The 16,941-nt window shown below is 61.2% G+C and carries 8 protein-coding genes and 1 pseudogene; 5 read left to right on the plus strand and 4 right to left on the minus strand.

The features are described from left to right. Window positions 1–39 precede the first annotated feature (39 nt). The 4 genes and pseudogenes from HOP03_14030 (at window position 40) to HOP03_14045 (ending at window position 10,857) form a co-directional block, all read left to right on the plus strand. Entirely contained in the window at window positions 40–7,305 is a 7,266-nt protein-coding gene (locus tag HOP03_14030; GenBank protein NOT89281.1) for a hypothetical protein, read from the plus strand. Between the two features lie 20 nt (window positions 7,306–7,325). Beyond that, window positions 7,326–7,685, plus strand: a complete 360-nt coding sequence (locus HOP03_14035; protein ID NOT89282.1) for a hypothetical protein — start codon at window positions 7,326–7,328, stop codon at window positions 7,683–7,685. Window positions 7,686–7,997: 312 nt separating this feature from the next. Then, window positions 7,998–8,772: pseudogene (locus tag HOP03_14040) on the plus strand (IS5 family transposase). 1,026 nt (window positions 8,773–9,798) lie between these two features. After that, complete coding sequence (locus HOP03_14045) at window positions 9,799–10,857, plus strand: TraB/GumN family protein (GenBank protein NOT89283.1); 1,059 nt, start codon at window positions 9,799–9,801, stop codon at window positions 10,855–10,857. 26 nt (window positions 10,858–10,883) lie between these two features. Here the strand turns inward: HOP03_14045 and dxs are convergent, their stop codons facing one another. Both dxs and HOP03_14055 read right to left on the minus strand, forming a co-directional pair. Then, complete coding sequence (dxs, locus tag HOP03_14050; GenBank protein NOT89284.1) at window positions 10,884–12,815, minus strand: 1-deoxy-D-xylulose-5-phosphate synthase; 1,932 nt, start codon at window positions 12,813–12,815, stop codon at window positions 10,884–10,886. Between the two features lie 55 nt (window positions 12,816–12,870). Next, window positions 12,871–14,010, minus strand: coding sequence for a hypothetical protein (locus HOP03_14055; GenBank protein ID NOT89285.1), 1,140 nt, complete (start codon window positions 14,008–14,010; stop codon window positions 12,871–12,873). On the opposite strand from HOP03_14055, the gene HOP03_14060 reads away from it, so the two are divergent. Continuing rightward, entirely contained in the window at window positions 14,009–14,173 is a 165-nt protein-coding gene (locus HOP03_14060; GenBank protein NOT89286.1) for a hypothetical protein, read from the plus strand. The genes HOP03_14055 and HOP03_14060 overlap by 2 nt on opposite strands. A gap of 165 nt (window positions 14,174–14,338) precedes the next feature. Here HOP03_14060 and HOP03_14065 read toward each other — a convergent pair whose 3' ends face one another. Both HOP03_14065 and HOP03_14070 read right to left on the minus strand, forming a co-directional pair. Next, a complete protein-coding gene (locus HOP03_14065) occupies window positions 14,339–15,076 on the minus strand; it encodes an HNH endonuclease (protein ID NOT89287.1) in 738 nt (245 codons plus the stop codon). A 71-nt stretch (window positions 15,077–15,147) separates the two neighbouring features. Continuing rightward, window positions 15,148–16,938: an acyl-CoA dehydrogenase gene (locus tag HOP03_14070; protein NOT89288.1), complete on the minus strand. Its 1,791-nt coding sequence runs from the start codon at window positions 16,936–16,938 to the stop codon at window positions 15,148–15,150. Window positions 16,939–16,941 lie beyond the last annotated feature (3 nt).

The raw sequence follows: 16,941 nt of genomic DNA on the forward strand, positions 1-16,941 counted from the left end.
GGTTCGAGCATTTAAAAGCAATAACAGGGGGATACCGGGATGAACATGGAACATGGCGACGTGCGCGACATGAACGACACCGTGCGGATGCGATTGGCGGCGGGACTGCTGTTGTTGGTGGTGTCGGTGCTACTGCTGCCGGTCGGCGTGGTATTGCGCGACAGCTTGGCGGGCTCGGCTGCGGCGAATGGTTTCTCGATTGCCCCGGACACGGTGTCGGACAGCGTATCCGCTACGCCAGCTCAGTTCCGTGTGGCCGAGTCCGGCGCCGCGACGTATGCAATTCCCCTGCTCACCGTTCCCGGCACGGCTGGAGTCACGCCGCAGCTGTCGTTGAACTATTCCAGCCAAGGCGGCGATGGTCCCGTCGGCATGGGCTGGTCGATTGGCGGCCTGTCGGCTGTGTCCCGCTGCCGCGCGACCCGCGAGTCGGGCGATTTCATCGTCGGTGGTGTCGTCACGGACGGCAACCCTGCTCCCGTGAACTTTTCCGCGACCGATCGCTATTGTCTGGACGGTCAGCGACTGCTGCCGGCCGACGATAGTGCAGCCTGTGCCGTTGTCTCCGGCATGACCGTGGAGAACCTGCGCACCGAACTGCAATCGTTCCAGCGCGTATGTGCGTACACGTCGGCCGGTGGCACGGCCGGCGTGGCGTTCTTCACCGTCGAGCGCAAGGACGGTTCCATCAGTTGGTACGGTGATCGTGACAACAGTTTCACGGCCAATCGTGCAGATGGCTACGTCAACAGCACGGTGTCGGGCAAGGAAGCGTTTGCGTTGAGTTGGGCGCAGACCCGGTTTCAGGATTCGACCGGCAACTACATCGACTATCTCTACAGCGAAGGCACCGCGCCGGAGAACCCGGGCGAACACCTCATCAGCAAGGTGCGCTATACCGGCAAGACCGTGCTGGCGGGTCAGGCGAGCAGCGCCAAAGCGCCCTATGCCGAAGTCGTCTTCAACTACAACAGCAGTTTCTTCGACAACCGCGCGTATGTCGCGGGCGGCCTGATCCGCAGCCGCAGCCAACTGCAGAGCATCACCTCGTCGGTCGATCACGACGACGATGGCAGCTTCACGCCCGTGCGCCACTACGCTTTGACGTATCTGCGCGGGCGGGCCGCACAGGTGCTGACCAGTCTGCAGGAATGTCGCGATGCGACCCAGCAGGTATGCGCCGCCCCCACAACCTTCGAGTGGAGCGCAGCACGCGCCAACGAAGCGGATACGAACCTGTTCCAGACCTGGGAACCCACCGCCTCCATTCCGAACGGTAGCCTGAGCAAGTTCGAAGGCATGAAGTTCGGCGACATCGACGGCGATGGCCGCCAGGACATGGTGTGGCTCAAGGATGGCTCCTCCGGCGATGCCTGCGTCTCCAAGCAGGTGAACCTGCTGTATTCGCGACTGGACGCCAACGGCAGCCCCACACTGCAGAACGCGGGCATGGTCTTCTGCGCGCCCAACGGGCTGTACTGGAGCCCCCAGGATTACAGCTGGTTCCTGCTCGACTACGACGGCGATGGTCGCGACGACTATTTCCAGCGCACCGATACGGTCTGGATCGGCTACCGCGCCACCGGCAATGCCGCGCAGCCGTTCGACACGAGCATCAATCTGCTCGCTGGACTCGCGCAGCCGATTCCTTCCGGCGCGGACAAGTATTCCGAACCCCAGCAGGCCGACATCAATGGCGACGGCTTGCTGGATCTGGTGTATCCATCCGGTGGCGGGCTCGTGGCGCGGATCATGGAGCGCGGCGGCAGCTACGGGTTCCAGTGGGGCGCACCGCGCGCGGTGTCGCTGATCGGCGATGGCTGCAGCAGTGGCTCCTGCTATACAGTCACCGGGCTGTATCGCAAGAACAACTACCAGCAATTGAATGACTTCAACGCCGACGCGCGTTCCGATCTGATCGTGAACGTGCAGACCACGTGCAGCACGGGCGGCGGCGGACCGGGCGGTGGCGGTGGTCCCGGCGGTGGCGGCAATCAACAGCAGCGTGTGCGTGGCGGTACTGCCACGCGGACAACGACCACGGTGACCGCAACAACGACGATCTGTACCACCGGAATGATGTTCGCCGTCGATGCGCTTTCGTCGAGCACGGTCGTGCTCAAACGCTACTCTGACAATGCGTTCAATCCCGACTGGCCCTACAGCTTCGCGGATATCAATGGCGATGGCCTGACCGATGCGATGTTCATGGGGAACGCCGAGTTCCCGCTGTACTCGGCAAGCCTCAACACCGGCTCGGGTTTTGTGGGAAATGGTCAAACATCGCCCACCATCGTTGGCTATCAGTACGCGCAGCTGACCGATATCAATGGCGACGGGCGTGCCGACTACGTCTATCCCAACAGCGCCGATGGCCAGTTCCTTGCCCTGCGGGGACTGAACTCTGGCGCGTTCGCACCCGCGATTGGGCTGGGCAATGCCCTCAGTGGCTGCACGACAGCGCTGTGTCAGGATGGACGCAGCCATCAATTCATCGATATCGATGGCGACGGCAACGTCGAGTACATGCGGATCAAGTGGGACAACGACGCCAGTTCGCCGGTCGCCTTCTCGCGCGGCAATCCGCAGAACCGCTTCATCCCGCGCGATGCGCTGGTGCGCGTGACCAACGGCTTCGGGGCGAAGACCGAGATCGCCTACGCGCCGCTGACGTTGAAGGATGTCTACCGGCCCGACACCAGCAGTCGCAATACCCAATCGAACTGGGGGCGTGGCTCGCCGGTACAGGATGTGATGGGGCCGATGTATATCGCGCATCGGGTGTCCAGCACCTCGGCGCAAAACGGCGACCCCAACACGCAGTCGACGGTGTACTACCGCTACAACGGCGCAAAACTGCAGGCCGGCGGGCGTGGCTTCCTCGGCTTCCGCGAAGTGGTGACGATCGATCCGAATCAGACCGGGGGCTATGTCACCACTGCCACCCAATACGGACAGAGTTTCCCGCTCCTCGGCCAGCCGCTGCAAACGGCCAAGCGCGCCGCGATCAATCAGGTGTATGTGCCGTCGCCGTGTCTGAACGGAGCGCCGACCGAAGGCTGTTTCGCACCACGCGGACAACCAGGCGCAAGTCTGGTCGGCACTGTCTTCTCGCAGAGCACGCAATCGTGGGAAGCGGTCAACAGCAGTGGTACGGCGTTCAACGCCAGCGCGCAGACACCGATTCAGGTCCGCACCGCCGGTACGGCGGAGGCCGTCGCCGATCCCTTCACCGCAACGCAGACCAGTTGGGTGTCGACCGCGTTCACCTATGGCAGTTACGGCAATGTGCTGCAGACCTCGGTCGATACCTATCCGGGGACCAGCACCACGCCTGCCTCGACGATCACCACCAACAATGCCTACATCGACGACACCGCCGCGTGGCGCTTGGGGCGGCTGTCGGGAAGTACCGTCACCCATAAGCGTCCTGGCATGCCGGATGTGGTCCGCTCGACATGGTTCGGCTATGCGATGACCGGCCCGAAAACCGGGCTGCTCAACGAAGAGCGCATCCAGCCGATGGTCGATGTCTGGCAGGATCTGCGCAAGATATACACGCTGGATGACTACGGCAACCGAGTCGCGAATTTCGTCTGTACGCAGCAGGTCGCGGACTGTCGTTCGACCAATATCGAATTCAGCATGTGGGACTGGTCGCGCATCCACCGCTACAGCCGGCAGAACTACGACGCGCGAGGCCGGTTCCCGGTCAGCACCATCGAACTGTTCCGGCCAAGTACGGCGACGGACATCAACACCGCACCGGTCGAAACGGTCACCTCGGAGGTGCTGGCGCGCGACGTGTTCGGCAACGTGACCGAAGTCGTGGGGCTCAACAACGTCCGCAGCGTCGCCCGGTTCGGCACGTTGGGGCGCGCTTACTACGCTTGGCAGCAGTCCGATGCGAGCGGCACGGTGCCGAATGCGAACGGTACGGTCGGGGTCAACAACCTGACGACGTTCCGCTGGTGCAACACCGGCACCGGGGCGGTCAGCTGTCCCGCGCGTGCCCGCTTCCGCGCCAAGACGACGGCGACAGCCTCGCCGACGCAATGGGTCTATTACGACGCGCTCGGACGTGACGTGTTGAAGGTGTCGCAGAGTTTCAACGCGGATGTCAGCGGCAAGGATGCGAGTGGCGTATGTATCGACTACGACGCCGTGGGCCGCGCATGGCGCACATCGACACCGTTCTTCCTGTCTGGCACGACAGCGGCTGGCGAGCCGGAGGTGACCAATGTCTGCACGGCACCGGAACGCAAGTGGGCCACGACCGAGTTCGATGTGCTGGGCCGGCCGGTCAAGGTGACCGAAGCCAGCGCAGCAGTCAGCATGATGGCCTACAGTGGTTTGACGACGACGGCCACCAATGCGCGAAACTTCACCAAGGTCGAGATCAAGAACGCGCTGGGCGAACTGGTGCAGGCGACCGACGCGGCGGGCTTGAGCACCTTCTATGCCTACGACGCCGCCGGCAACCTTGGCGCGGTGACGCGCAATGCGGGGCGCGGGGCGATCACGACCTCGATGGGCTATGACGCGCTGGGTCGCAAGACGGTGACGATCGATCCGGATGCCGGGGTCCAGCACATCGGCTACAACGCGGCCGGCGAGTTGTTGGTCCAACACGATGGCGCAGGCATCGGCCATCAACAGCGATACGACTTCCGGGGTCGCGTGCAGTGGCGTGGCAGTTGGTACACCAAGGCCGACGGCAACACGCAGTGGGATCACTCTGGATATACGAATTTCGACACCGCACCGAACGGTATTGGCCAGGAACACTGCACCTATACCGATGGCTACAGCTACGAGAGTTGGGCAGGACAAAGCGACAAGACCCAGGTCTGGTCGCGCTGCAACAGCTTCGACAGCATGGGACGGGTGATCGCCAGCGCGACCTATATCGATGGCGTGTCCTATCCATCGGCCGTGAAATTCGATGGACTGGGTCGCCCGCAGCGCGTGCAGGACCCGAGCGGCAAGTGGCTGAAGACCGAGTTCGGCGCACGCGGTCAGGCGTTGCGGCTGTGCGAGTCCAGCACGATCGATGCTACTCCCGGCTGTGTGCCGGGAGTGGCGACGACCTACATCGAGAATCAGGAGACTGATGCCTTCGGCAACACCGTACGCGAGATGCGCGGCGGCAGCACGGCGATGCAGACGTTCCGGCAATACGATCCGCTGACCGGCCGTCTCAATCAGATTTGTGCCGGCAGCAGTGCGACGAACTGCGAAATCATGCGCGACAGCTACGCATGGGACGCAGTGGGCAATCTGTCGTTGAGGGATCGCAAGGACTATGGCGAAGACTTCTGGTACGACAGCGTCGATCGCCTAGACATCGCTCGGGTCAACCGTGTTGGCGGGACGAGTTATGGTTACGGCACCGGGCAAGTCACCGACTGGCAGCGCTACGACAAACTCGGCAACATCTGCGCGCACTTCATGCGCGGCAGCGATGCGACCTGGATGAACTACAACGGCCGCGCAGGATGCGGGCTGAACGTCGAGTCGGGAGCCGTCAACGGCGACATGACCGGCAGCCCGCATCAGGTGCGGCAGGACAATGCCTACAGCAACTTCATCTACGACAGCCACGGTAATCAGACGTTCGCCGACTCCGCGACCAGCGACAGTCTGGATCGCACCATCCGCTACAACGCGCAGGATCAGGCCTACGAGATCTTCAAGGGCACGGTGACCGCACCGAACCGCATGGCGCGGTTCTGGTACGACCCCTCGGGGAACCGCTACAAGCGCGAAGACAACGGGCTCGGCATCGTCGGCACCCGGCGCACGATCTATATCGGCAACATCGAGATCGTCAGCGAGAACGGCACCACCACCTACAAGCGCTACATCGGTGGGGCGTTGGTACAGAACGTGGTGAACGGCATCGCCGCGAACCGCTATCTGTTCACCGATCACATCGGCAGCGTGGTCGCCGCGACCAACGAAACCGGCGCGGTGCTGGAAGGCGGCGGCTTCAACGCCTTCGGCGAGCGCCGGACCAACGGCAGCGCGACGGGCATCACCACGACCGGGCTTGCCAGTACCACACGCGGGTTCACCGGCCACGAAATGGTGGACGGGCTGGACGTGATCCACATGAACGGGCGCATCTACGACCCGACGCTGGGGCGATTCCTGCAGGCCGATCCGGTGATCCAGGCACCGGACAACCCGCAAAACTGGAACGCCTATACCTACGTGTTCAACAACCCGTACCGCTATACCGACCCGACTGGGATGATCGGGCAGGAAGAGCGGCAGTGGCTGGGAGCAGCCGTGGCGATCGCGGTGGGTGTGTTCGCGCCGCAGGTCGGCTACGCGCTCTATGGTCTGACGCCTGCTGCGGCTGCCGTGACCATGGCGATGGTTGCCGCAGGGGGCGCCATCAGTGGCGGAATCACAGGTGGCTCGCAGGGCGCACTGATGGGGGCGTTCACCGCAGTGCTGGGCATGGCCGGAGGTGGTAATGTTTTTGTCAGTGCCTTCGTTGGCGGTGTCAGTTCGGCGTTGCAAGGAGGCAATTTTGGGAGCGGCTTCCTGAGTGCGGGCGTGACGGCCTTGGCCGTGCCGGGGATCAACGCCAGCATAGGAAATCGCGTTGGACGTGTGGTTGCAAGAGCATTGCTCGGTGGAGCCGTCTCACATCTGACAGGCGGGAAGTTTGCTAATGGCGCAGCGATGGCGGCATTTCAAATGACGGTGGCAGAAGCTTTGGGGCAGCTCGCTTCTCCGGCACACAATGGAAGGACAAAGCAAAAAGGAGGGTGGGGGCCGACAGATAAAAGACTTGGTCGGATGGCAGTTGCTGATGCTGAAGCTGGTTTGGTGGCCATACGGAGAAAGCAATATACCGATATCGATCAATTAGCCATGGATGTTGCAGATGTTATGCAGCCGATCACTGACCGCTATCATGTCGAAGTGGGTGCTCGAATTTTCAAAAACGGCGCTTATTTCGAGTTGGGTACGGCTGTAAGTAGCGGAGAGATTTGTCAGCTTGGAGGTGGCTGCAGGACACCTATCTACGACAGCAATAATCTAAATGGTCCTATTGAGTTCGTTGTTGGTTACATTCATATGCATCCAGATAGCGATGGGACTTTCAGCGATGGAGACCTTGCTTTTGCATACGATGAAATCAATTTAAGCATTTCAAAAACAAATCAGACTGCATATGTTTCTCTGCCAAATGGTTCTCTGTATTCATTCAACACAAGCGTTGTCGGAAAAACCCCAGGGAAATATGAGTTTGCTGATTTTATTGAGATGGCTAAGAAAGTGCGATGAATTTTACTTTGGAGAATGCAATGAATAAAGTCTCTCTACTCATCGGTATTGCGTGCTCAGTATTTATCAATGGATGTGCCGAAACATCCAATATTACAGCTGCTTCACAAGATGACATTGGGTCTGTCGGCATAAAGAAGGGGGATAGCTATGATGAAGCTCGGACGAGCCTGCTTAATTTGGGCTGGTCCCCAGTACCAGCAATTTGCACAGAGCAAAATGTGTGCTGGGAATATCCGGAATTGGCTTTAAATTTAGGCAGCAAAAAAAGCTGCGGACTTTTCAAGAAAAGCAGTCATGAAATTATGATTTGTGTTAGGCCCATCCCAGATGGGGCAGACGTAGAAAGCGTAGAAATTCTTGGTTTTAAAAAGAACTGAATAAGGCGTACTGTCCGCTGGCGGCCAAATCTTATGCCTAGGGGTTCAGCCCAGTAGGCCGGGAGCGACAGCAAGCTCCAGGCGACTATTTGCAAAAAATGTGCTTGTATGCCGTTCCTGCAGGGTGCCCATGAACAAGATTCTGCTATCCCTATTTGTAACCATCTGCAGTAGCTGCGCTGCAGAAAAGTCACCAGTATCCGTTGTTGCAGATCACGCCACAGAGCCATGCCCAAAAAGCGGTAGTTGCCAGATTTCTTTAGAAGCTATCTCAAAATAGAAATCTGAAAAAAACTGCTGCAAAATAGCCGCATGGTGAAGATTTCAGATGCGCACTGGGACCGGATCAGGCATCACTTTCCGGAGGAAAACATTCCCGACGAACGGCCGGGGCGCAAGCCCGTGGCGGCACGCCGGGTGCTTGATGCAGTGCTCTGGGTCCTCAAGACCGGGGCGCAATGGCACATGCTCCCGCAGTCATACCCGAACTACAAGACCGTCCATCGGCGGTTTCAGGCGTGGGCACAGCAGGAGATTCTGCGCGGGATTCTGGTCGATCTTGCGAACGATCTGCGTGAGCAAGAGCTACTCGACACATCCGAGTGTTACATCGACGCGACTTTCGCGAACGGACGCGGTGGCGGCCTGGAGATCGGCAACACGAAGTGCGGAAAAGGCGTGAAAATCATGGCGATTGTGGATCGCGTGGGTTTGCCGTTATCGGTGAGCACGCACGCGGCGAATCACCACGAGGTGAAGTTGGTGCAGTTGAGCTTTGACTTCTACATGATCGAAGCCATGCCAGACGTGTTGATAGGCGACCGCGCTTACGACAGCGATGTCTTGGACGATGATCTTCGCGATAAGAGTGTGAAGATGGTGTCGCCACACCGTTAAGAATCGAGTGAAACCGAAGACCCAAGATGGTCGTGAGTTGCGTCGCTACAAGCGGCGATGGATCTTAGAACGATTCTTCGCCTGGATGAAAAACAAGCGCCGGCTATTGAATCGCTGGGAGCTGTATCCGGAGAACTTTCTCGGGTTTGTGCAGATTTCCGCCTTTGTTTTACTGCTCAGGCAATTTTGAGATAGATTCTAGTAAGTGTAATTGCGACACCTAACGAGTTTAATGGCCGTGAAATCCGTTCAATCGGCTATCTTGTGCCGAAAGGAATTGAAACAAGATTGTACTTAGACAGAGAGTCTGCTGAACATCGTATCGATGACCGAGCTGTTCTCTTGGTTTATGACGATAAATATTCAAATACGCAGCGGATGTTCATGGGACCACCGCGCTACGTTTCAGTATTGGGATTGTTTTCAGACGGAGTCAAACGAAAAGGTGGGGTTCACGACAGTTTTGTTGAGGCCGGGACTCTCGTTCCTATATTTCCGCCGACGGCGGTCAATAGTAGTCAGTAACAGATTTTTCAAGAGAGTTATCGTTGTGGTGCCAGCTATCCGCAAGGCCGCTCCCGAGCATCGCGGACAGCTGAGAAAGCCAGATTCCAGCGTCGAAAATGGTTCTTTTGACAATCCGCCGACGCCGAATCGCCGCCGAGATGCCCCTGAAATGGCGATCTTTTCGCCATTCCAGACCATGAGCCCGGGTGAGATCGCAGAACAGTAAGGAGCAGGAAGATATCAACCAGAACCCGCCCGACCCTACAATGACGATGAATGCGTGATCGATGGCCAATGGCTGCGGTGGCGGTGGCGGGCGAGAAATACAGATGCCGGATGAGACCCAATTGCCTAGGCAGGCGAATCCAAATTGGGGCTTGACATGAAAATTCAGCTCGGCACGGACGCCACAGGTCTTCACCCTGTTTGACGCTATGTGATTGATTTGATTTGATAGGAGTTGATGCTTTTTCCCACTCTTTATTGATGCTGAAAATAAATAAAATCAATGCGTTATCTGTTTCTGGCGTCAAGTCTGGGGGACTGGTGGTCGTTGGTTCGAATCCGGCTACCCCGACCGATTCCAATGCATGCCTTCAAGCGCAAGCTTGTCAAGCCCACGCTTGGCTGAATGCGAACATCGAGGCCCGGCACTGCCGGGCTTTTTTGTTGGACACTCCGCAGCGTTTTCCCCCCACAGGATGTCCACATGCGTCGTTCAGTTGCAGGAGTTTTTCTTTCGATCACCCTCGCCTCGGCGACGCTTATTGCCGCATTGCCCAATCATGCCTTCGCACAGATGGCACCTGCCGTGACCACTGCACCGGTCGAACCGCCCAATGTACAGACCGCGAGTGGCCCCGATCTCGAAACCGTGGTGATTTCCGGGCGCTATCCGGGCCCGGGTTTGTGGAAAATACGCAAAGGCGATCACGTGCTGTGGATTCTCGGTTCCCAGTCGCCATTGCCGAAGCGCATGGACTGGGATTCGGCCAACGTCGAGCGCATCATCGCCGGTTCGCAGGAAGTGCTGATGCCGCCGGCCGTGGAGATGGACGCGGATGTCGGCTTCTTCCGTGGACTGACGCTGCTGCCGTCGCTGTTCAACGCGCTCAAGAATCCGGACGGCAAGACCCTCGGCGAGGTATTGCCGGCGGCGCAATACGCGCGTTGGCAGGTGCTGAAGCAACGCTACATCGGCAGCAACCGCGGAATCGAGGAACGACGGCCGATTTTCGCCGCAGTGGAACTGTACGAAAAAGCGATTGCGCACTCCGGAATGACCGATAAGGACCTGGCATCAGATGTGGTGAGCCGGACCGCCAAGAAGCACCGGATTCATGTCACCACGCCGAAGGTCACCATCAGGATCAAGGAGCCGAAGTCCGCACTCAAGGCGTTTGCGAACGAGACCATCAATGATCAGGAGTGCTTCAGCAAGACGCTCGATCGCATCGAAAGCGATCTTGGCACGATGATCCTGCGCGCCAACGCCTGGGCGGAAGGCGATATCGAAACCCTTCGCGCGCTGCCTTACTCGAATCAATTCGATGCCTGTTTCGCAGCGTTCAGCAGCAGTGCGGTCGCGCGCAAAGAGGGCATGCTGGATGTCGAAAAACGCCTGACGAGCCTCTGGTTCGATGCCGCCGAAGCGGCATTGGCCAAGAACGCATCGTCGTTTGCCGTATTGCCGGTCAAGGAACTGTTGCAGGCGGGCGGCTACTTCGAGGCGATGACGGCGAAAGGCTATGTGATCGAGGAGCCGTGAGTCCGGCTTGAATGCGATCGTCGTGCTCAGCCCGCCGCGCGTGCGGCAGGTTGAGCGTTGACCGCAGGCCAGCGTTCGAGCACTGCGCTGCGAATGCCGTCGATATCGAGTCCGGCTTCGGCGAGCAGATCTTCGCGACTGGCGTGATGCTGGAATGCGTCCGGCAGACCGAGGTGCAGGATCGGCATCGTGACGTTCGCGTCGGCCAGCAGCTCGGCCACACCGGAGCCTGCGCCGCCCGCGACAACGTTGTCTTCCAGCGTGACGAAGCCATCATGGGTCTTCGCCAGTTCGAGAATGAGCGCGCGGTCGAGAGGGCGCACGAAGCGCATGTTGACCACGGTGAGGCCAAGCGCTTCGCCGACCTTTTCGGCTGCGGGCACGATTGCGCCGAATGCGAGCAGGGCGATGCGCGCGCCGGTACGGCGGACGTCGGCTTTGCCGATCGGAAGCGTGTCCAGCGTCGGCTGGATCGCGACGCCGGGGCCGGTGCCACGCGGGTAACGCACGGCGGCCGGACCCGCGTATTGATGCCCGGTGCTGAGCATCTGACGGCATTCGTTTTCGTCTGCCGGCGTCATCACCACCATGTTCGGCACGCAGCGCAGGAAGCTCAGATCGAGATTGCCGGCGTGTGTCGCGCCGTCGGGCCCGACCACGCCGCCACGGTCGATCGCGAACAGCACGTCGAGATTCTGGATCGCGATGTCGTGCACCAGCTGATCGTAGCCGCGCTGCAGGAAGGTCGAATAGATCGCGACCACCGGTTTCGCGCCTTCGCAGGCCATGCCGGCGGCCAGCGTCACCGCGTGCTGCTCGGCGATGGCCACGTCGAAATAGCGATCGGGATATTCCTTGCTGAAACGCACCAGCCCCGAACCTTCGCGCATCGCCGGCGTGATGCCGAGCAGCGTGTCGTCAGCGGCGGCCATGTCGCACAGCCAGTCGCTGAAGATGTCGGTGTAGGTCGGTTTCTTGGCGCCCGTTTTCGCGACGAGCCCCTTCTCGGGATCGAAGGGCGCGACTGCGTGATAGCCGATCTGATCGCCTTCGGCGAGATCGTAGCCTTTGCCTTTCGTGGTCATGACATGCAGCAACTGCGGACCCTTCATGGTCTTCAGTGTCTTCAACGCCGCGACCAGCGATTTGATGTCGTGGCCGTCGATCGGACCGGTGTAATGGAAGCCCATTTCCTCGAACAGCGTGGATGGCACGAACATGCCTTTCCAGTGTTCTTCCCAGCGGCGCACGAAGCGCGCGGTGCTGCTGGTGCGCTTGTCGCCGAGCAGCTTCTTGCCGCTTTCGCGCAGCGCGTTGAGCGTGCGGCTGCCGGTCATGCGGCCGAGCATCTTGGTGAGTCCGCCGACGTTCTCGCTGATCGACATCTGGTTGTCGTTGAGGATCACCAGCAGACTGGGTTCGGAATCCATGCCGCCCGCATGATTCAAGGCCTCGTAGGCCATGCCGGCGGTCATTGCACCATCGCCGATCACTGCGACCATGCGCCGGTCGCTGCCGGTGCGCGCGGCGGCGATGGCCATGCCCAGCGCGGCGGAGATCGATGTCGACGAATGGCCGACGCCGAAGGTGTCGTACTCGCTTTCCTCGCGCTTCGGAAACGGCGCCACGCCATCCTTCTGCTTGACCGTGTGGATGCTGTCGCGGCGGCCGGTGAGGATCTTGTGCGGATAGGTCTGATGACCGACGTCCCAGACGATGCGGTCGTTCGGCGTGTCGTAGAGATAGTGCAGGGCGACGGTGAGTTCGATCACGCCCAGACCGGCGCCGAAATGGCCGCCGCTCTTGCCGACCGATTCGATCAGATAGGCGCGCAGCTCATCGGCGATGGCGGGCAGCTCATCTTCGCCGAACTGGCGCAGGTCGGCCGGAAACTGGATGCGGGAGAGGCGCGGATACCGCGCGCCGTCGATGGGAGAGTGGGAGGTTGAGACGACCATCCCGGTATTGTCCTCCGTTCCGCCGCAGTGCGGCAAGAACGCCGCTCGCTGCGGTTCAGCGCCCGCGCAGTCGATCCAGCAGACCGCCGGATTTCCCCGTTTCCGGCGGCGCTGTGCCGTCTCCCGCTTGCTCGGCGAAGCCCGTAGCGAGGTTGGCGTTGATGAAATCGACCACATCCGCAGCGGGCACGTTGCTGGACGCGGCGATTTCGGCGACGGTCGATGGCCCTTTCATCATCGCGGTGGCGATGCGGAAATGGCGCGGATACTCGCGCTCCGTTTCCGGCCACTTGCTGAGCACGAAGCGCCCTTCCGGGTTGTAGCCGGGCAGGAATCGGCCTTCACCGGCGAGCAGGCCGCCGAGCCACTGCAGGCGCGACAGCGGCAGCGGCGCACCCAGGGCGACGATGGCGGTCTGCCAGCTTTGATCGTCGAGCTGCTCGAAATCGCGCAGGTCGACGTTGGCGACGAAGTACTCGGCCAGCGGCTTGAGCGTGGACGGGCCGTGATACTGGCGCTGGGTGAAGTCGATGAATACTTCAGGCCCCTTTCCGCCCTGATAGCGTGCACGGCCGGTCAATGCACCCGGACGCAACCAGTGCGCGAATGCGGTATTGCGCATGGTCTGGGCAGCGGGCTCGTCAGCAAACGAAGCGGGTTCGGCGATGGCTGCCGCTGCGGCGGGCGCCATTGCGGGTGTGGATGCAACGCTCGGTTGCTGCACAACAGGTGGCGGGATGTGGGGTGCTTCGGGTGCGGCGGCTGCGGGCAGCGGAACGACAACCGGCACAGCCGCCTGGGCTGGCGGCGGTTCCGGTGCAGGTGCAGGCGGGCTTGCGGCCAGCGGCGGCGGTGCGGGTCTGGCGGGCGGTGCGGAAGAAGGCGTTACCACGGGCGTGCCATCGATCTCGCCAAGCACGGTGGTCAATTCATGCGCATTGAACGGGCGCTGCAGCAGAAAGTCGGCCTGGGTGCGCGGCGACGAGGTCAGGCCGATCACCCGTTTGCCGGCGGCATGCAGCCGCAGCCAGCTCATCGGGCCGTACATGCTGTCCATGTCGACGATCACGTAGTCGGCGTCGCCTTCACCCACCATTTTCCAGCGGCCGAAGCGTTCGTTGACTTCGCTGAAAGCCGCTTTCAAAGCGGCCTCGGTAGCTTGATCCATCCCTGTCAGGCCCAGTGTGAGCGACATGTTTTCAGCCCGTTATCGTGAACCATGCAGTGTCACCAAGTGGTTTTTCCCCGTCAACGCGCGTGATACGGCTATTTCTAACCTTCTGCGTCAGTTTGCGGCGGCGATAGAGATCGAAGTCCGCAAGGAATGCGACGCCGACCGCGAAACCAGGCATCGATGAATTTCGCGAATTCTTCGGCCGAAGCGTTTCCGGTCATGCCATCCAGTTTGTGGTTTGGGTCTCCGCGCTTCGCGAGCACTGCTCGCGGCGGGGGCGACCGCCCGGTCATGGAAGGCCGGGCAGGGTTTGATGAAGCGAAAAAAGCCCCGTCATGGATGGCGACGATCAAACGAGGAGCGAAGTGCCGCGGGGGTTCTTCGGCAAATGCGTTTTCAGGAACGCCATCTGGTCCGCGAGGATGTTGCGATTGCTCAGGATCAGATGCTCGATCCAGCTCGGGCGATACGGCACCGCCAGCAACGGCATCGATGCCTGTTGCGGCGTCCGGCCGCCTTTGCGCGAATTGCAGTGGAAACAGGCCGACACCACGTTTTCCCATGTGTCCCGGCCGCCGCGCGAGAGCGGCATCACATGGTCGCGGGTCAACAGCTGGCGGCTGAAGTGCTTGCCGCAGTACAGGCACAAGTGTTGATCGCGCGCGAACAATGCCGGGTTGCTCAACGCTGGGGTCGGGGCGAGCGCATGCGCGCGCGCATGGCCGCGCGCAGCGACGATGGGATGCAGTTCGAGCACGCTGCGCTCGCCGCTGGCGCGGCTGATGCCGCCATGCACGCTGAGGCAGGGCTCGCCGAGCGTCCAGGCGACCGCGCCACGGGCATAAAGACAGGCGGCGTCCTGCCAGCTGATCCAGTTCAGAATGCGGCCGTGGGCATCCAGCGAGAGCAGGCGGATGGCGTCGAGTCGGGCGGGTGTCGCGCTGGCCGCGCTTCCGGAGAGAGAGGGCTCGACCCGTGTTGCGTCGGAGACGATGAAAGCCGGGTCGCGATCGGCAACCCGGTGGAGGATCCTGTTCGGGGATGACCCCTCGAGGATCAGGCGCAAGGCTGGTGTGTCGGCCTCCATATGGACACCGAGCATACCCGCTTTGAACGACATTTGCCGCCACCACCGGCAGTGCCGGTGGCGGGGTGCGGTCAGTCGCCGAAGCCTTCGGCGGACAGGCTCATCAGCGAACCCGCCCCGCTGGCGATCGATTCCACGTGGGTGCGCGTGCGCGGCAGCACGCGGGCGAAATAGAAGCGGGCGGTTTCGCGCTTCGCATCCTTGAACGCCTGCGGGCGCGAGGACGCATCCGCAGCGGCCACGCTGCGCGCCCACCAGTAGGCCAGCGTCACGTAACCCGAATAAAACAGGTAGTCCCACGCAGCGGCGCCGATTTCGTCGGGGTTGCCGGCGGCGCGGCGACCGATCATCTGCGTCACCTCCTGCCATTCCTGCGCCCGCGCGCGCAGCGGTGCGATGAACTCGTCGAGCGCTTCGTTGCCGGCCTGTTCCGCGCAGAACGCTTCGATCATGCCGAGGAACACTTTCAGGCCTTCGCCCTTGAGCTGCATCACTTTGCGGCCCATCAGATCCAGCGCCTGGATGCCGGTGGTGCCTTCGTACATCGTGGTGATGCGCGCGTCGCGCGCAAGCTGCTCCATGCCCCATTCCTGGATGTAGCCGTGGCCGCCGAAGCATTGCTGCGCGTGATAGGTGCATTCGATCGCCCATTCGGTCAGACAGGCTTTGACGATCGGCGTAAGGAAACCCAGCAGTGCGTCGGCCTGCGCGCGTTCGGCCTCGTCCTTGCCGTGATCGACGATATCCAGCAGCAGGCCGGCCTGGAATCCGAGCAGGCGACCGCCTTCGATCAGCGCCTTCTGGGTCAGCAGCATGCGCCGCACGTCCGGATGGACGATGATCGGATCGGCGGGTTTTTCCGGAAACTTCGCACCCGACAGCGCGCGCATCTGCAGGCGTTCGCGGGCATAGCGCAATGCATTCTGATAAGCGCGTTCCGACAGGCCGAGGCCCTGCAGGCCGACCGACAGGCGCGCGCCATTCATCATGGTGAACATCGCCATCAGGCCTTTGTGCGGCTGACCGATCAACGTGCCCGCAGCGCCATCGAAATTCATCACGCAGGTGGCCGAACCGTGGATGCCCATCTTGTGTTCGATCGCGCCGCAGCGCACGGCGTTGGGTTCGCCCAGCGAGCCGTCCGGATTCACCTTGAACTTGGGCACGATGAACATCGAGATGCCCTTGCTGCCGGCGGGCGCGTCCGGCAGGCGCGCAAGCACCAGATGCACGATGTTTTCGGTGAGGTCGTGGTCGCCGGCGGTGATGAAGATCTTGGTGCCGGTGATGGTGTAGGAGCCGTCCGGATGCGGTTCGGCGCGGGTCTTGAGCAGGCCGAGGTCACTGCCGCAATGGGGTTCGGTCAGGCACATGGTGCCGGTCCAGCGGCCTTCCACCATCGGCGCGAGGAACGCCTGCTTTTGCCAGTCTTCGCCATGATGCAGCAGGGCCTCGGTGGCGCCGTGCGAGAGCAGCGGGAAATTGCCCCAGGCCAGGTTCGCGGCGTGGATCATTTCCTTCATCGCGGTGCCGAGGGTGTGCGGCATGCCCTGGCCGCCGTATTCGACCGGCGATTCCAGGCCGGTCCAGCCCCCTTCCGCGAACTGCGCATAGGCCTCCTTGAAGCCGGGCGGCGTGGTCACCTTGCCGGTTGCCTTGTCGTAGGTCGCGCCATGGGTATCGCCGATGCGATTGAGCGGCGCGACCACGGTTTCGGCGAAGCGCGCGCTTTCTTCCAGCACCGCATCGATCAATTCACGGTTGGCGTCCGCGAAACCGAGGCTCGAGAAGGTGCGCTCACTGTCGAGCACGTCGAACAGCGCGAAACGGATATCGGCGAGAGGGGCTTTGTAGGTGCTCATAGG

The organism is Lysobacter sp. (genome assembly GCA_013141175.1).
Lineage (GTDB): Bacteria > Pseudomonadota > Gammaproteobacteria > Xanthomonadales > Xanthomonadaceae > Lysobacter_I.